We start from the raw sequence: 18,845 nt of genomic DNA, 5'->3' as shown, positions 1-18,845 counted from the left end.
ATGCAAGATTTTCAATTCAATTTTAATGTTACTAGTTTTAACAATATATTTCCATTCTACATTTTAATTGATAAAAATCTAAAAATTGTTAGTATTGGAAAAAGCTTAAAAAAAATACTCCCTTCACTAAAAGAAAATACCTATTTTATTGAAGCTTTTAATTTAACTAGACCTAACATTCCCAATCTTTCAATTCATAATTTTGATGAAACTTTACAAACACTTGTTGTTTTTACCTCAAATTTAGATACAACCATCTCTTTGAGAGGACAAATAAATCCTCATAATGAAAATTATCTTTTTATAGGAACACCATGGTTTCAAACTATGGAAAATGTAATAGAAAAGAAATTAACGCTACATGATTTCGCCATTTTTGATCCACTTTTGGATTTATTACATGTTCTTAAAAATCAAGAAATAAATAATCAAGAATTAAAAGAACTACTTGAAACAGTTAATTCGCAAAGAAAAAAATTAAAAAAAGATAAAGACGAATTAAACCAAATTTCTCTAGTAGCGAGTAGTAATAAAAATGGTGTAGTTTTTACAGATCCTTTAGGTAAAATATTTTGGTGTAACCAATCCTATACCGATTTAACAGGCTTTTCACAACAAGAAATTATAGGTAAAACTCCTATTGAAGTGGGTAAATGCTTGCTTTCATCACGTGACGAATTAAGTAAAATGGTTAAAGCATTTTATGAAGGTGATTTTTTTCATGTAGAAGGATTTCATGCACATAAAACAGAAGAACCTTTTTGGGCAAAAATTAAAGGGCAACCTGTTTATGATGAAAAAAACAAACTCGTTCAGTATTTTGCTATCATTGAAAACGCTACTGAAGAAAAACAAAAAGAAGAAGAGCTGCTAATGTTATCTTCTATAGCTGAAAAAAATATTAATGCAGTAATCATTTGCGATAAAGAAGGAAAAATAGAATGGGTGAACAACAGTTTTTGTGAAATGACAGGTTATAATGTAGAAGAGCTAATAGGTCAAAAACCAGGAAAATTATTACAAGGCCCAGAAACCGACCCAGAAATGATAGCTTATCTATCGAATAGAATTAAAAATGGATTGCCTTTTAACTGTGAAATTATTAATTATACTAAGCAAAAACAAAAATATTGGGTTAGAATTCAAGGTCAAGCACTGCAGGATAAAAAAGGAGAAATTCTTAAGTTTTTTGCCATTGAAGAAGATATAACTCTCGAAAAAGAATTTCAAAAGCAATTGATAGATTCAGAAAATAGATTAACTTCTTTAATAGAAAATTTACAGTCAGGTATTCTTTTGGAAGATGAAAACAGAAAGATTCAGGTTGTAAATAAGAAATTTTGTTCCTTATTTAATGTCAATCAAGAGCCAGAAGAGATGAAAGGAATAGATTGTAAATTGGCAGCTCAAGATTTAAAAAAATTCTTTAAAAAACCAGATGAGTTTCAGAATAGAATAGATGATATTTTAGAAAATAAAAAAGAGATAATTGCTGAAGAAATTGAATTACAAGATGGTAGAATTTTTGAACGTAATTTTTTGCCTATTTATAAAAATGGTAAATATGCAGGTAATTTATGGAGTTACGATGATATTACTATCAAGAAAAAGTATAAAGAAAGTTTAGAAGCGGAAAGAGAGAAATATAGTAGCATTATTGCTAATATGAACATGGGTTTACTCGAAGTGGACAATAATGATTTGATTTTGTTTGCCAATCAATCGTTTTGTGAAATGTCTGGTTATGAAGTCACAGAACTTTTAGGAAAAAACGCTTCCGAATATATTTTAACTTCAGAAAGTAAAAAAATTGTAGAAGTTAAAAATGAGAAAAGAAAAATGGGAATTTCAGATTCATATGAAATTACAGCAAAAAATAAATCTGGAGAAATAAGACATTGGCTTATTAGTGGTGCTCCAAATTATAGTCTTAATGGTAAAGTTATTGGTTCTATTGGTATTCACCTTGACATAACAGATCAAAAAAAATTGGAATTACAAAAAGAGGAGTTACTACGCAAATTAGAAAGACAAAACGAAAAACTTAATGAATATGCGCAAATAGTTTCTCATGATTTAAAATCTCCCTTAAGAAGTATTCATTCTTTAATAACTTGGATAAAAGAAGATAATGGCAAAGAATTTAGCGAACAAACCACGCAATATCTTAACCTGATTGAGAATAAAGTAGAAAAAATGGATCATTTAATCCAAGGTATTTTAACCTATTCCAAAGTTAATTCTGAAATAATAGTTGATGAGAATGTAAATCTAAACGATGTAGTTGAAAACTGTATCAATATTATTCATGTGCCTGAAAACATAAAAATTAGTATTAAAAATAAATTACCTGTCATACAAGCAGATAAATATAGAATGCAACAATTGTTTCAAAACATCATTAGTAATGCGGTTACTTATATAGACAAGTCTGAAGGATGGGTAGAAATTGATTTTGAAGAAGAAGCAACAAATTATATTTTCTCTATTAAAGACAATGGGCCTGGAATAGAAAAAGAAAATCAGGAAAAAATATTTAAAATTTTTCAATCGTTTACTAATAATCAGCAGTCAACAGGTATTGGATTATCTATCGTTAAAAGAGTAGTAGAAAATTATGGAGGCAGTATATGGATAGAAAGCGAGATAAATATAGGAACTACTTTTTTTATTAAATTACCAAAAAACTAAACTATGAGAGTTAATCAAGCATATAAAATAAATGAAAATTGGAATTATCTTCAAGATAAAATTACACTAAAAAATCCATTAGTGTTAATTTTTGGCAACAGAATGTTATTAGAAAAAGAAGAAGTAATTGAAGACATTAGGAAGGAATTTCCTTATGAGCATTTGGTTTTTGGTTCTACTTCAGGGGAAATAATGGACAATAATGTATTTGATAATTCAATAGTGGTTACAGCTATCGAATTTGAAAAAAGTACTTTTCATATTTGTACAGATAATATTTTTAATCACAATAAAGACGCAAAAAAATTAGGTGAATCTTTATATAATTCAATTCCAAAAGACAAATTAAAACACTTGTTTGTTTTATCTGAAGGAAGTTTCGTAAATGGAAGTTCTCTGATAGAAGGACTAGAGAAAAACATTCAAAGTACTATTCCTATTTCTGGAGGTATGTGTGGTGATGATGCCAAGTTTGAAAAAACTTTAGCTTCTTATAAAGAAAATCCTAAAGAAGGAGAAGTTATATTGATTGGTTTTTATGGAGAAACCTTAGAAATTTCATTTGCTAGTTTTGGAGGTTGGTCTTCATTTGGACCCGAACGGATTATTACTAAATCTAATGCGAATGTATTATATGAGATTGATGGTCAACCCGCACTCGATTTGTATAAAAAATATTTAGGTGATAAAGCACAACAACTGCCTCAAGCCTCTTTATTATACCCTTTAAATGTTACACCTCAAGGGAAAAATGGAGCGGTTGTAAGAACTATTTTAGGAATTGATAATGAAGAAAAATCAATGACACTTGCAGGAGATGTGCCAGAAAATTCAAAAGTACAATTAATGATGGCTTCTGTAGACGAAATTGCAGAAGGTGCCAATGAAGCCGCTAAAAAGGCCATGGAAAATAGAAAAGAATTACCTCAATTAGCTTTATTAGTAAGCTGTGTAGGAAGAAAACTTGTCATGAATCAGCGAGTGGAGGAGGAAATCGAGAGAGTGCAAGAAGTAATAGGCGATACAACTGCTATCACTGGTTTTTACTCGTATGGTGAAATGGCTCCATTTTCTAATAATACCTTTTGTGATTTACACAATCAAACTATGACATTAACTCTTATAAGTGAATAATGAAATCACTCCTAAACAGACAAATAAACAAACTAATAAAAACGAATCCTGAAGTTCTACAAAGCTTACAGCCATTTTTTAATGCGGTTAATGAATCGTATGGAAATTATGAGGATCAGTTGAGTATGTTACAACGCGCTATGAAAATAAGTTCAGACGAACTTTTTGAAGCGAATAAAAAGCTTAGAGAAGAGGCCAACAGTTTAAAAGAAGTAAATGAAAATTTATCAAATATTTTAAAATCAATCAATTTAGATGCCACTAAGTTAGCCGATGAAAAAGAGTTTAATCAAACAGAATATTTGAAAAAGCAAGCGGAAGAAATCATTTTGATGACCAATCAACGGGAAGAATTATTGAAAAATCTAGAAACTCAAAATCAAGAATTAAATGAATATGCACATGTGGTTTCACACGATTTAAAAGCACCTTTACGAAATATTGATACGTTGATTAATTGGGTTATTGAAGATAACAAAGAACGAATGGGTGAAAATTGTTTAAATTCATTAAATCTAGTGTTGTCAAATGTAGAAAAAATGGATTTATTGATTAAAGGTATTCTAGATTATTCTACTATTGACAAACTAGAATCTGAGGATCGATGGCTTAATATAAACCATATTATTGAAGAAGTTTTAAGGATAATGAATATACCTAAGAATGTTAACTTTAAAATTCAAGAAAATTTACCTAAATTATATGGTAATGCTTGGCGATTTAAGCAAGTTTTTCAAAATTTAATACAAAATGCAATTAAATATAGTGATAAGGAAGAAATTATTATTGAAATTGGTTCCAAAGAGAATAAAGATTCTTTTGAATTTTTTGTGAAAGATAACGGAATAGGAATCGCTGAAAATTATTTTCATAAAATTTTTAACGTATTTACTAAGTTGCAAAGCAACACGCCTTCTTCTGGGATAGGTCTTTCGATAGTAAAAAAAATAGTTAATTATTATGATGGAGAAATATGGCTCGAAAGCCAAGAAGGTCTTGGTTCTACTTTCTTCTTCACAATTTCTAAGTAAAATGGAACAGCCTAATCTTACATATATTAATGAATTATCGGGAGATAGTTTAGAATTTAAAAACAAAATGATCGCTATTCTTAAAAAAGAATTGCCAGAAGAAATCGAAAATTACGAAAGACAAATGTACAACGCTAATTTTCTAGCTGCCGCACAAGCGGTTCATAAATTAAAACATAAAATATCTATTTTAGGTCTTGAAAAAAGTTATTATCTTGCTGAAACATTTGAAGAAAATTTAAAACAAAATAGGGAAGATTTAAAAAATGATTTTGAACTCATTTTAAAAAATATAACCGATTTTGTGAACGCTTTATAAATTGTAAAACATGATGAACTGTATTATCATTGATGATGAAGAAATGGCAAGAGCAATTATTGCTCAAATGATATCTAAGTATAAAGAATTAAGTTTAGTGGGCGATTTTTCCAATGCCATGCAAGCCATAAAATTTCTAAATCAAAATGAAATAGATTTAATTTTTTTAGATATTCATATGCCAGATTTTACTGGATTTGATTTTATTCAAACCATAAAAAATCCGCCTAAAATAATATTAATTACCTCAGATAAAAATTTTGCAATTGAAGCTTTTGAATATGATTGTATTGTCGATTATTTAGTTAAACCTTTAACGGAAGAACGTTTTCAAAAAGCCATCCATAAAGCAAGTAGTAGTCATATTGTTTCAAAACAAATAACTACAGAAACCAATATGCCTGAAGACAGTGCTACCGAGTTTTATGTAAATATAGATAGGAGACTTATTAAAATAGAATTTGAATCGGTTAGTATTGTGGAAGCTAAAGGAGATTATATACATATTAAAACAGATCAGAAAAACTATATCGTACATTCTACACTTAAAAAAATTGAAGATAAATTACCTCATAATTTATTTTTAAAAGTACATCGCTCTTTTATAATTAATACGCATAAAATTATTGATATTGAAGATAATAGCGTTTTAATTGGAAAAGAAGTGATTCCAGTTAGTCGAAGCAATAGACCCGAACTAATGAAACGCTTAAATTTACTTTAATTGCTTTATCGATACTTTCTTACTATTTGTCGATGCTTTTTTATTTTTTGCCGAATAAAATGTTGAATATAATTTACTTATGAGTATTTTTACAATAGAAAATAAGACACAATTAAGCTATCTACTTATTTTTAAAAAGAATGATTTTTGAATACATCAATATAATGGATTAAATGATGTTGTTAACCAAGAAAAACCGAAGTTACTCTTCGGTTTTTTTAGTTTTAAAAATAGGTTCTTTACAAATGTACCATTTTAAACGTATGCCTAATTCATTATAAGTAAAACCTGCTGCAGTAGTAGAAGCTATATTACTACGTAAACCATATACATTAGCTATTAATCGATCAGAAAATTTATAACCTAATTTCCCTTGTACACGATATGTCCATTGCTTGTCATTCTCCTCAATAAATTGAAAACCAGTAGCTCCATTTAGGTTGTAAAAAAAACGTTTCACTTCGGTACTATTTTCATCTTTCAAAAAATCAATGAAAACTTCATAAGCATGAAATTTTTTCGGACTAAAATAATCGGTAGGAACTTGATTTTTAAAGCTTATATATTGATAATTAATTCCGCCTTTTAAAACGGGTTTAACTAAAAAATTATAGTATAAAGAAGTAAATAATAAATTTCGTGTATTCGAATCGGATTGTGTAGTGTAAAAATATTGGGTAAACCAGCCTAATTTAAAGTTTGTACTAATATTATAATTTGTATAGAAATGATTGCTAATAATTTCTTTATCAATCAAATCGGAATTAAAATTTTGCATTTCTCTTTTATAACCTACTTCTAAGTCCTGTAAAGGCATGGGTTTAACTTTAAAAAAAGAATGTAATAGCAATTGACTGTATGAATTTGTAAAACTACTTGCGTTTGAAATGCCAGAATGTAATGTAAAACTTGCTTTGGGATGAAACTTGTAAGTTGTTCCAATCATAAAATCATTTGTAGTGGCAAATACTTTTGTAACCGAGTTTTCTGTTTTTCTATATTGATAAGAAGAGTAAAATGACCACTTTAATGAAGTAGGTATGGTTAATTGAGTTAAAGATGCAAAAGCAATATTATTTCCATTGTCAAAGGAATAACTCATTTTTTCTTCTACAAAAGGAGTGTGTTCTGCGTTTAGTTTTTTTAAAAACTGCATCGCATCATTTTGATTAGGGAAAATTTCTAATGTTTTATAAACCGCTTCGTAAGCTTTATGCACTTTTCTTGAAGCATAATAAGCATTTGCAATACCTAAATTCCCATCAAAAGAATGATCGTCATTTTTTAAAATGGTTTCATAATCTTGAATACTTTGGTTAAAATTACTTTGATAAATTGCTAATGTGGCTGATAGTGCCATTACCCAATTTTCATTGGGATATTTTTGAGACAACGTATCAATTTCTTGGCTTGCTTCCTTATATTTACGATTCCAAATCAACGCTTGTACATATCTTTCTTGGGTTTGTTTTACAATAGTTTTTTCAGAAATTGTATCACTTTGTTTTAAAGATGTTGTGGCTATTGCTAAAGCTTTTTTGTCTTTATTTTCTAAATGAGCTAAAAGAGAAAGTCCGTTTAGCGAAAGATTAGGATTTTCCTGTGCTAACAATTGGTAAACTGCTTCTCCTTTTTTAATTTGTTTTGAAATTAAAAACAGATTGGCTTTGTTAAGTAGTGTTTCTTTATCATTTGGAAAATCAATTAAAATTTCATCATACAGTCTTTCTGCTTCTTCATAGTTTTTTGAACTTATTTTTTCATTAGCAAGACCTAACTTTATATATTTCCTAGAAAGCAATGCACCAGAATTTTGATTTGAAATGGTTAATGCCTTATTTACATGATATAAAGCACTATCATAGATTTTTAAATTGGAAAGTGTATTTGCATATCCTAAATGCGCAACAAAATTTTCTGGATTATTAGTTATCAATTTTTCATAAAAGCTTTTCGCCTCTTCAAATTTTTTGTTCCAAAGTAATGCTTCAGCATAATTGAGTTGGATTTCTAAATCCTCAGGGTATTCTTTAAGTAATTGAACGAAAAGGGATAGCGCATTTTCAGGTTGTTTATTTAAACCTATGGCACGAGCATAACACAAACGTGCGGTTTTATTAGTTGGAAACTCCTTTAGGGTATTTTCAAAGAAAACTTCTGCTTTCTCAAAATCTCCATTTTCTAAATAAGAAAAACCTTCTTGCATGTTTTGAGCAAAACTTGTGATGTAAAAAAATAATGAGAATAAAACCGCTTTTGGAATACTAATGTTCATAGGTCTAAAATGATTTTGTTGTTACTGCAAGTTAATCATAAACTACCTAATATTCATCTACACAAAAGTGTTGTTCGTCGAAAAATGAATCTCTTTTAAAAGGAAATGAAAGAAATTTGAATCAACAATAACATTAAAAACAAGAAATCATGGCACTTAAAATTACAAACAATTCAGGTATTTATGAAATTAATGGCTTATTAAATGCTCAAAATGCAGAATCAATGAAGAGTTACTTTGAAGCTCTAATTGATAATAATAAACCAGTAACCCTTTCATTGGATAAAATTAAAGATATTGATAAACAAGCGGTAAATTGTTTAGGATGCTTATATAAAAAGGCAATGTCAAAAAATCAGTTTTTTTATATTATCGGTTCAGAAAACAAAAAAGTAAGAGATTTATTTAGAGAACAAAAAATGTTCTATGCATTACGTAGAGATATTTTTTAATAATCGAAAGAAATAAAATTAACTTAAAAACAAATAATCATGGCACTACAAATACAAGACAATGCAGGCATTTTAGAAATCAATGGGAACTTAACCTTAGAAAATGCTAAATCTTTAAAGAACTTTTTCGAAGCCTTATTAATGCAATCTAGTTTTATTATTGTTTCTCTTAACAAAGTGGTAGAGATGGATAAATCTAGTTTTGATACCTTAATTCAATTGTATAAAATTGCTTTGGCAAAAAATAAAGTTTTTTACATCGTTAGTGATAAGAATAAAAAAATTACTAAGCTGTTTCAAACACAAAAGTTAAATTATATGTTACAAAATAGAGCAGCCTAAACTATCTAATTTTTTTGTTGAACTAAAATACACAAATCATGAGAATAGCAGTTTTAACCGCTTTTCCTCCTAGTAAAGTTACTTTAAATGAATATGGTTATCATTTAGTGAAGAATTTTGTTAAAAAAGAGGAAATTGACGAAGTTATTTTACTCTGTGATAAAACAGAACAACCGAAACAGCTTGATTTTTATAAAAGTGAAAAAGTAACGGTGAGAGAGTGTTGGTCTTTTAATCATTATTTTAACTTATTTCATGTAATAAAACAAGTACTTAAAGAGAAACCCGAAATGATTCTTTTTAATTTGCAATTTGTAAAGTTTGGCGATAAGAAAATCCCTGCTGCTTTAGGATTATTACTTCCTCTATTGTTAAGGATTCTTGGTTTTAAAACTATGGTTCTAATGCATAATATTTTAGAACAAGTCGATTTAGAACAAGCTGGCTTTTCTAAAAACAGAATGGTTCAAAAAATATATAATTTTATAGGAACTACTTTAACGAGCTGTCTTTTAAAAGCACATAGAGTTTCCGTGACGATTAATAAATATGTAGCCATTTTAAATAATAAATACAAAGTTAAAAATGTAGTTTTAATTCCACATGGAAGTTTTGAAACTCTCAAAGAACCTAATTTTAAATTGGCTGAAGGACCGAAAAAAATTATGACTTTTGGCAAATTTGGGACTTATAAAAAAGTAGAATTACTCATTGAAGCAGTAGAAGCAGCAAGAAAAACCTGTCATGATACTATTGAATTGGTTATCGCAGGTACAGATAGCCCAAATACTCCTGGTTATTTAGAAACTATTAAAAAGAAATACGCTCATGTGAAGGGATTAATTTTTACAGGTTATGTACCAGAAGATGAGGTTGAAAAAATTTTTTCTGAAAGCGCTATGGTTGTTTTTCCATACACATCTACAACTGGAAGTTCGGGTGTGTTACATCAAGCAGGAAGTTATGGCAAAGCAGTGGTGATGCCAAATTTAGGAGATTTGGCTTTATTAGTAGAAGAAGAAGGATATAAAGGGGCGTTTTTTGATCCTACAAGTGTATCTTCTTTAGCTAACGCAATTTCAAATTTATTAGTTGATGATGTTTATAGGATAAGTATTGCAAAAGCAAATTATAAAGCAGCAAAAGCATTATCTATGGAATGCATTACAGACATGTTTTTAAAAGAATTTTATCAAATTAAAGCAGAAGTAGCTATTGAAAAACATCGTCTAGCAGAATATATTTAATTTGATATGTATTTAAAAGAGGGTTTGGGATTTCCGTTAACATCGATAAAACCAAAATTTTTCTGTTTGTTTTTTATCCAAGGCCATTTCCCTGCCACCTGATTTGGAACTTCAGGGAAATCATATAACGTCCAAGATAAAAATGAAATTTGTTTTTCTTTAAATATAGCTTGCATTTGTTCATGATAACTCGCTTGATTTTTTTCCGAATTTCCAAACCAACTCCAAAAGCCTCTATTGGATGATAATCCAAACTCTTGTATAACAATTGGTTTCTTTGTAATGTCTTCTAAATGTTTATATTTGTCTTTAAAAAATGATAAATCTTCATAATAATGAAAAGAGATAAAATCTACCTTATCTTGTAAAATTTCTCCCGACTGTATAGTTGCAAAGCCAACAGTTACTAAATGGTTAGGGTCAGTTTGTTTTACTACATGAATCATTTCTTCTAACCATGGCAATACATTTTGTTTTCCTCTAGATTTAAAATCCAAATCAGGTTCGTTTTTTATATCCCAAGCCAAAATATTATCATACTCTTTACATAAAGAAACAATACTTTCTGCATGTCTTTGTGAAAGCGTCCAATTGATTATAGTATAATCGCTATAAAAATCAAATAAAGTGACAATTACTGCTAAATCATTGGCTTTAGCCAAATCTAAAACTTGTTTTAATTTTTCTATTTTTTCTATTTTTACCTCTCCTTTACCAAAATCTTCATAAGGAACAAAAATTCGAATCGTGTTTAGTTTTGCTTTTTTAATGATAGCAAAATCAGAAGCAATAGTATCTGTATTAAATAAGTTGCCATACATATCCCAAGCCGAATTTTTAGGGTAATAATTAATACCTTTTATTATAAAAGGAGTTCCCTTTTTTAAGATATTTTTATTCTTAATTTCAAATGCTCTGTCAATTTTTGTTTCTTCTTTATGGGTTGGCATTTTTTCCATTCTTTCACAATGTCTAATTCTCCAAAAGCCATCTTCTAATAACATCATTACTTTATAAGTTGCTGTATCTTTTATAGAAGTAATAAATGTTTTGTTTTCATAAATGTTCTGAAACTCTATAACATTTTCATCTGTAAAAACAATTAATTGTCCATCTTCACTATAAAACTCTAATTTAGGGTTATGTGTTAAAGTAGTGGTTTCAATAGAAATATTTTTTTCTTTATTACTTTGGATAATTGTATCTAAAGTCTTTCTAGGATTATCAGTAAAATAGTCTTCTATACCTTCTAAAGAATTATTTTGTAAGGCATTATTTTTTACATACCATGAAAATAAATAATGCTTTTCTATAGTTTCTAAAGTTTGTTTTTCCATTTCACGACCTGGGTTTTCTAAGCTAGACCATTGTATTTTAGGTAAGTATGTGTTTGTGGTTACTTTGTCTAAATGTAACATGGTGCTTCGATCGGCACCTTCGTTTAGATATCCTAAAATTTCACTAAGGGCAAACAAAATAAAAATATTTACTGCAATAAATGATGCGAGTAAAAAAATACGATAACTATTTTTGTTATTTATTAGCGACATGTATTTCTGAGGTTTTAATGGTTCGTCCTAAGGTTTCAATTTCAAATTGGTATTCTTTTTCAGGATAAAAATCTGGAGAAAGCTTAAAGCGTACTTTTCCTTTCAAACTGTTCTCAATTAAGGTATCGATTAATTTGTTTTTATGATAAATACGTAAGCTCACTTTAATACCATCTGGAACCAATTGATTCATGAAACTTTTTATTGGACCCACTTCTATAATTCGGTTTCCTTTAGATAATGAATAAGACACACTTGGATTGATAGGCTTGTAATTAAGTTGAATAGTATTGCTTTGGCATATTCCATTAACAAAAGCTGTAATACGATAGCTGTCGTCTTTATCTGGATGTAAAATTTCTCCTTTAGCGCTTCCATTTAGAGTTGTGCCAAAGGTTCTGAGTATAGCACCCTCATTAGTAGTTATTAAAAAAGAAACAAATGTTCCATCGCTTACTGTATTGCCAAATTTATCTTTTATCTCAGAAGTAATTAATTGGGTTATTTGATTACCATCTGCAAATTCATGATTTCTCTTGGCAGAAATTATAAAATCGGTTGCGATTGAGGGATAAATAACCGCATCAAATTCCTTAGTTTGGGTTTCATTACAATTGGCAGAAATTAAGACTATCCCCGATTTAGTGGGAGAATAGATGTTTTTCCAAGCAATAAAATCTTTAGTTTTAGTGTTTTCAGAACGAATATTGCTTAAAAATTGGTCTTTTATAGTTACTTCCGTATTGGGTAATTTGGGATTGTCTAAAATATCAGTAGGAATGGTTACAAACATTACAAAATGCCCATCACCTACTAATGTACTTGGTGGTCCAAGATAGGTTTCTAGTTGAGTGGATGATTGATCATTTGGAAGGATTTGAAATGTTCCTTTTGCTTTTTCTTCTTTTCCAATAAGTAAAAACCAGCTCACTAATCCGGTTTTGTTATAATAATTTTTGGGTAGTGCGAACTGAATTTTATTGTTTGTTGCAATTCCGTTAACTAAAGTTTTTCCATACGAATGTAAAACGACAAGTTGCATTTGTTTGTAATGGTTGTTTGTAAATTCGAGTATTATAGGTTTTCCTGCAATAAATTGCTTTTGCGAAGTGAGGCACGTAAATTTTTCATTTTTTGCAAAAGAAATACCTTGTTCTGTTGCTGAAACAAAGAACAACAAAAAGAATAAACAAAAAGTAATATAACTGTATTTCAGTTTCATTTTGGGTTACCTATATAGTTGTTTAATTCAATTTTTATATATGAAAAGCCTTTGCCGTCTATTTTTTGCAAATAATTATCCTCTAATATAGTATTTCTTTTTGGTATCACGTCTCTTGCAATTGCTTGGTTAGAAATGCCATTTACAAAACAATTTTCTACATTATATTTTATACTTAGTAACTTTGAAAGGTCTAAGAATTCATATGTAAAGTATTGTTTTCTTTGAATGCGAATACCTTCTTTTATAAATTTATGATCTACATAAATTAGTTCTTTTTTAGAATTATAATAAGAGATTAAAATTTCAGGAACAGTAACTTCTTGAATACCATAATTAAATAAGGTGCCTTGAATTCTTTTTTTATCTATTGCTAATTCTGAAAGTGCTACAGAAGTATATAAATCGGTTGTTACTACATTTCCAGCACTTTGAATATCAAAGGTAACAGGTGTAGTCTTTAATGCTTTATTTGTAAATTCATTTGGATTAAAACTGGTAGGTTTAGTTTCTGTATTTTTCAACCATGCAATATCTTCAAAATTCACTTTAAAACTTGTAGTTTCTTTAGGCATTAATTTATGTTTGATAACATATTTTGAGTTGAAGGAAGCTAAAGTTTTGTCGTTTTTGTCATATAATGTAGCTTTTAATACTACATCTGCGGGTACATTGTCTATGTTTTGTACTTCTCCTATAAGCATATATTGGTTTTCAAAATAGATTAAATTAGCTTTAATTATTTCTAAATCGGGTTGACGAAGCACATCTTCATGATAGGTTTGCTGTGTAGTAATTTTTCTTCTACCTTGCTTGTAATAGAAAGTATTGTTTTTAGACATAAATTCGTCAGGTGGTATATCGGTATCTTTCTTTTCTGGGATGAGATACCATTTTCCTTTTATTTTTACAACTTCATGACTATATTTTCTTTCGATAATTTCTAAAGGTGTTATCCATTTTGTTTCTGCAATTACTACTGCTTTATTTTTAGAAATATATTTTATTTCTGTTTTAATTGCGTCTAATTTTCCATATGAATTTAAAATTCCATCGGATACTGAAACCTCTAGCATAAATTGCGATAAAGGATAATGCTTATCTGGGACAACAAAGGAATGTGCTTTTTCAAAATGCTTATAGTCTAGCGCATCGTAATAGGATTTTACTACATTTTCTGGACTGATTTGATAGGCATGTTTAATGTAGGCTCTATAAATTCCATACAAAAAAAGTAGCGTCATAAATATGGCCCAAATGTGTAATAATTTAATAAGCCCATTTTTAAAATTAATATAACCAATTCCATGATATTGAAAAGCGGGTCTTTCAATTGGTTTTATTTTTAAAGCTTGGTACCATATCATTTGAATATTTAGAATAAAAGCAATTAATACTGTGAGTAAAGGAACAATTCCCCACATTAATTTTAATACAATTGAAACGTCTTCTTTAGGTAAAATTTTAGAGATGGGAGGAACATTTAATTTTTCCCACACCATAATGCCATTTTCTAATTGAGATAATCTATGCCAACCACAGAAATAAAGAATAGGATCATAAAATTTATCATTAGAAAAAACATATTTTAAATTGTATTTTTCAGGAACGGTCAAAAACTGTTGAAGAGAACCAATTCCTTCAATTCCTCTAAATTTTGAATTTTCTAATCGTTCAACTGCTCTTGAAGTTAGTTCTGGTAATCTTCGAGCAGAATGATAATTTCCATCAACAGTCATGGCTTTTGTTTGCGTAGATAGAAATGCCATTTGATCTCCAAAACCTAATGGTAAAAAACGCCATTGATCGTGCTGGTCTTGGTTCAAAAAATTTACGATAGGTAAAAAGTTAATTTTATCGGGTTGTAAAGGTCTAAAATAGCCTAATGTGATGGTAAAAATCGAAAAAAATAAAAAGCAACCTGCAAATATACCGCCTAAAATGCGATGATAAACAGTTCCATATTTTTCTTGTAAAGCTACTTTTAAATCTCCTTCTACAAATCGATAAACAAACTCACCAAAAATGGGTAAACTCATAATGGATGCCCATAAAGTGAAACGGTCTAAAGTAAGAATATTAAAAGCATTATTTCCTAATATTTTTATGGGTATTGGAGTTGTTCCTCCTGTTCCTAAAATGGTTAATAAGGTTAGAGATAAGCCGAAAAAAATGTATCTTTTAGAAAAATAACGATAGAAAATATAAGGTAAAATAAATAATAGAATGCCCCAAGGAATTAAGAAAAAAACCAATCCAGAAGAAGTAGTTTCTAGGAAATTATCTCTACTCCCATGAGGAATAGGTACTTGGTTAATAGGGTTAGCTTTCGAATTTATCCAATAAGGCAGAATACAAAACACAATTAAGAAAACTGCCGTTCCACAAAAGAGAACAATTCGCTTTACTAATGATATAAAACTTTTAAAAAAAACAATAAAAGTTATTTCTTTTTCCGAATTAACTTTTTCTCTAGAAACATCCATAATGGTCATTCCTATTAATGGAGAAATAAAAAAGACCATTCCAAATAATGGCGTAACATGATGCGAACAAACAGTTACTGCAATTAAAGAACAAGAGGTGAAAAAATATTTCCATTTTCCTGTTTTAATGTACAGATAAATTTCTGGTAAAGCATGCATTAAGACAGAAATTCCAACAATGCTGGGTAATTGTCCAAAAACATGAAGGGTTTCAACAAAAGACGAAGATAATATGGCTACAATTGAGGCATATCCTGCTACAGTTCTATTTCCAGTAATTAAAACGGTGTATCTAAAAACACCTGTAGTAAAGAGAATGGTTGCTACAATCGCTACTGTAAATAATCCAAATTTTAATCCTCCTATATAAGATAAGATGCCTATGGTTTGATGCACTAATGGAGGATAACCCATAACGGTAAAACCAGTGTACCAACTATAATTCCATGGTTCAAACCAACTTGTAGCATAATGATTTCCAAAAAAGAGATGAATTAATGCATCATAGGTATTTTCTAAAGTAAAGAAAATAGCGCTTCCATGGAAGGTTATTCCAAATAGTAATGCAACAATTAGGTATTTGTTTGATCTTTCTTTCAAAAATTTTGTAATCTTTCTATTGTAAATATAAGAATAAAGATAATATCGATGAATTTTTACCGTCTCAAGAAATGGTTTTTTCATCGATAGATAGTATCCATTAATCTAAAACTAATTTTTTTCTTTTTTCCTATGTCTAATTTTGATATAGAATTACAAGCAAACAATTAAAATGTGTTAACTATGAAAATTTTAATAATAGACGATCAAGAATTGGTATTGTTATCGTTAGAAAAATGTCTTATAGATTTAGGCTACGAAGTGATAACCGCTAAAAGTGTCAACAACGGAATTTTAAAATATGAAAATCATTTGCCAGATTTAGTTATTGTCGATATTAATATTCCTGAAAATGAAAATGAAATTTTAACTACAAACCATGGACTTGATTTTACTGTTTCAGGGTTAGATGTTGTTGAACATATTAAAGTAATAAGAGGAGCTTCAACTCCCGTGATGATTTTATCAGGTAATACCGATGAAAGCATAATTCAGAAAGGGTTTGTTTTAGGAGTTGAAGATTATATGAAAAAACCTATTAGTTTAACTGAAATAGGTTTGCGTGTAAAACATTTAATAGGTTCTGGAAGTATTTATAAGGTAGAACAAAGTGATAAAATTTTGCAGAAAATGGTTGTAGGAGTAGTCATACCTTGTTATAATGAAGAAAAAAGATTGCAAACCGAAATCTATAAAAAGTTTGTTGAAAAAAATTTAGGATATCATTTGTGTTTTGTAAATGATGGGAGTAATGATTCTACTTTAGATATTGTGAATCAATTAGCCAAAGACCATGAAGATAGAATAAGTGTTTTGAATTGTGAAAAAAATGTAGGAAAAGCGGAAGCCGTTCGATTAGGAATGGTGCATCTTGCAAAAAATAATCAATATGACTACATAGGATTTCTAGATGCTGATTTATCAACAAATTTCGATGATTTTCAGGATTTAGTAAACACCATCTCTAATTCTAACTTTCAACTAGTGAGTGGTTCGAGGATGAGAAGAATGGGGGCAAATATTACAAAACAATCTTCAAGAGCAATTATAAGTAAAACCGTTAATTATATCATTAGAAAAACAGTAATGATGGAAATTAATGATACACAATGTGGAGCCAAAATAATGACGAGAGAAATTATTCAAAATACCTTTCAGACCAAATTCTTGACCAAATGGCTTTTTGATGTGGAGATTTTTATGCGAATGAAAAAAGCATATGGCACTCAAAAAGCTAAAGAGTTAATATGTGAAATGCCTTTAAAAAGATGGATTCATGCAGATGGTTCTAAGCTTAGTATGAAAGATTCTGTGAAAATAATCGGCCAAATTGGTCAAATAGCATTGAATTATAAATAGTGTTTTTTTTTGTTTATTTGTTTTAAGAAGGATGGTTATAAAATACCATCCTTTTTTATTTTTAACATTTTTTTAAGAATTAAACCATAAAAGTTTTTCAATTAAAAAAATATAAGTAAATTAGGTTTGCAATTGATGAGCAATGAGTTTAAAGTTTAGCCCCAAAAATCTAACCAAAGAACATTTTTTTATGCTTTCCATTCTTCTTGTTAATGGAGGGAATTATGTTTATAATTTACTTTTAGGAAGAATCTTAGGGCCTTCACAATTTGCAGATGCCGCTATATTAATTACTTTACTTTTAGTGCTTTCTTTCATAGGAATGACCTTCCAAATAGTAACAGCCAAATATGCTGTTCTTTATGAAAAGAGTCTATTACAATTATTTTTGAACTTTATTTATAAAAACGCTTTGTATATAGGTGTTTTATTTGCAGTTGCTATTGTGACTTTTAGTAAAAATCTACAAGATATATTTCATACTCAAACCAGTTCCATGTTTGTTATTTTTGGCTTAGGATTGCCTCTTTACATTACAATGAGTATTAATAGAGGCTTGTATCAAGGAAAAAATGAGTTAATTGGGCTTTCGAAGACTTATTATTTTGAAATGCTTTGTCGATTAATTTTAACTTTTTCAATTCTATATTGTATTCCTAGTTTAGAATCATCTGTAGTTATTGCTATTGGTATTTTAATTTCATTCATTTTTGGATTGTTTCCTTTTCAGAAAAAAATTATTTCTAAAATTGAGATGGAGAATAATGAAGATAAGATTTTAAATACAAAATCCATCATTCAATTTTTTGCTTTAACTGCTTTCTATGAACTTACACAAATTATAATAAATAACAGTGATGTATTATTAGTGAAGCATTATTTTGAAAACCATGAAGCTGGTTTGTATGCCTCTTTAGCATTAATTGGTAGGGTAGTCTATTTTGTCGCTTGGATGTTTGTAATGTTGCTTTTGCCTAAAGTAATACAGTTAAAAAAAGATGGATTTGATACATTTCCAATTTTGGCTAAATATGTGTTGTATATTTCATTTTTATCTACTTTTATAGTGTTAGTAACTTATTTATTTCCTAATTTAGTCGTGAAATTAATGTTTGGAGAAAAATATTTGCCTATTGCTTTTTTATTATGGAAATACGCTTTAGCAACCTCAATCTTTGCTATAGCTAATATTTTTGCCTATTATTTTTTATCAATTAGTAAATATATCCCAGTTATTATTTCAGGTGTTTTAGGATTAACACAAGTTATTTTAATTGTATTTTTTCACGAGTCGTTAGAGCAAGTTGTACTAATGCAAATTATTGCAATGCTCGTTTTGTTGCTATTTCAAATTACTTTTTTTGCTATTAACCATTTAAAGAAAGTCTAATGTTTGTTATAAAACGAAATATT

The 18,845-nt window shown here is 28.7% G+C and carries 14 protein-coding genes; 10 read left to right on the top strand and 4 right to left on the bottom strand.

What is annotated here, in order from left to right; all coding sequences use genetic code 11:
* Genes HALO113_RS07275 through HALO113_RS07255 form a run of 5 tightly spaced genes read left to right on the top strand, consistent with a single transcriptional unit; the run spans position 1 to position 5,899 of the window.
* Entirely contained in the window at positions 1–2,691 is a 2,691-nt protein-coding gene (locus tag HALO113_RS07275) for a PAS domain S-box protein (protein WP_159778389.1), read from the top strand.
* 3 nt (positions 2,692–2,694) lie between these two features.
* On the top strand, positions 2,695–3,825 hold the full coding sequence (locus HALO113_RS07270; protein ID WP_159778388.1) for an FIST signal transduction protein: 1,131 nt from the start codon (positions 2,695–2,697) through the stop codon (positions 3,823–3,825).
* Positions 3,825–4,856 (top strand): ATP-binding protein, encoded by a 1,032-nt coding sequence (locus HALO113_RS07265; protein WP_159778387.1) that lies wholly within the window; start codon positions 3,825–3,827, stop codon positions 4,854–4,856. Before HALO113_RS07270 ends, HALO113_RS07265 begins: the two co-directional genes overlap by 1 nt.
* Before the next feature lies 1 nt (position 4,857).
* On the top strand, positions 4,858–5,175 hold the full coding sequence (locus tag HALO113_RS07260) for an Hpt domain-containing protein (RefSeq protein WP_159778386.1): 318 nt from the start codon (positions 4,858–4,860) through the stop codon (positions 5,173–5,175).
* Between the two features lie 13 nt (positions 5,176–5,188).
* Entirely contained in the window at positions 5,189–5,899 is a 711-nt protein-coding gene (locus tag HALO113_RS07255; RefSeq protein ID WP_159779577.1) for a LytTR family DNA-binding domain-containing protein, read from the top strand.
* Between the two features lie 202 nt (positions 5,900–6,101).
* Here HALO113_RS07255 and HALO113_RS07250 read toward each other — a convergent pair whose 3' ends face one another.
* Positions 6,102–8,174, bottom strand: coding sequence for a tetratricopeptide repeat protein (locus HALO113_RS07250; RefSeq protein ID WP_236554618.1), 2,073 nt, complete (start codon positions 8,172–8,174; stop codon positions 6,102–6,104).
* Positions 8,175–8,323: 149 nt separating this feature from the next.
* On the opposite strand from HALO113_RS07250, the gene HALO113_RS07245 reads away from it, so the two are divergent.
* The 3 genes from HALO113_RS07245 to HALO113_RS07235 are packed head-to-tail and all read left to right on the top strand — an operon-like array spanning position 8,324 to position 10,215.
* Positions 8,324–8,626 (top strand): STAS domain-containing protein, encoded by a 303-nt coding sequence (locus tag HALO113_RS07245; RefSeq protein WP_159778385.1) that lies wholly within the window; start codon positions 8,324–8,326, stop codon positions 8,624–8,626.
* Positions 8,627–8,665: 39 nt separating this feature from the next.
* On the top strand, positions 8,666–8,968 hold the full coding sequence (locus tag HALO113_RS07240) for an STAS domain-containing protein (protein ID WP_159778384.1): 303 nt from the start codon (positions 8,666–8,668) through the stop codon (positions 8,966–8,968).
* Between the two features lie 38 nt (positions 8,969–9,006).
* Entirely contained in the window at positions 9,007–10,215 is a 1,209-nt protein-coding gene (locus HALO113_RS07235) for a glycosyltransferase (RefSeq protein ID WP_159778383.1), read from the top strand.
* On the opposite strand, the gene HALO113_RS07230 is transcribed toward HALO113_RS07235, so the two are convergent.
* Genes HALO113_RS07230 through HALO113_RS07220 form a run of 3 tightly spaced genes read right to left on the bottom strand, consistent with a single transcriptional unit; the run spans position 10,212 to position 16,073 of the window.
* Complete coding sequence (locus HALO113_RS07230; protein WP_159778382.1) at positions 10,212–11,765, bottom strand: cellulase family glycosylhydrolase; 1,554 nt, start codon at positions 11,763–11,765, stop codon at positions 10,212–10,214. The genes HALO113_RS07235 and HALO113_RS07230 overlap by 4 nt on opposite strands.
* A complete protein-coding gene (locus HALO113_RS07225; RefSeq protein ID WP_159778381.1) occupies positions 11,749–12,987 on the bottom strand; it encodes a hypothetical protein in 1,239 nt (412 codons plus the stop codon). The genes HALO113_RS07230 and HALO113_RS07225 overlap by 17 nt, the downstream gene beginning before the upstream one ends.
* A complete protein-coding gene (locus HALO113_RS07220) occupies positions 12,984–16,073 on the bottom strand; it encodes a hypothetical protein (protein WP_159778380.1) in 3,090 nt (1,029 codons plus the stop codon). The genes HALO113_RS07225 and HALO113_RS07220 overlap by 4 nt, the downstream gene beginning before the upstream one ends.
* Positions 16,074–16,256: 183 nt before the next feature.
* Here HALO113_RS07220 and HALO113_RS07215 point away from each other — a divergent pair, with 183 nt between their 5' ends.
* Complete coding sequence (locus HALO113_RS07215) at positions 16,257–17,432, top strand: glycosyltransferase (RefSeq protein ID WP_159778379.1); 1,176 nt, start codon at positions 16,257–16,259, stop codon at positions 17,430–17,432.
* Between the two features lie 190 nt (positions 17,433–17,622).
* A complete protein-coding gene (locus HALO113_RS07210) occupies positions 17,623–18,822 on the top strand; it encodes an oligosaccharide flippase family protein (RefSeq protein ID WP_236554616.1) in 1,200 nt (399 codons plus the stop codon).
* Positions 18,823–18,845 lie beyond the last annotated feature (23 nt).

Source organism: Flavobacterium sp. 9AF (assembly GCF_902506265.1).
GTDB lineage: Bacteria > Bacteroidota > Bacteroidia > Flavobacteriales > Flavobacteriaceae > Flavobacterium.
The sequence above is the reverse complement of the archived record's forward strand: the minus strand, read 5'-3'. Positions and strand labels throughout refer to the sequence as shown.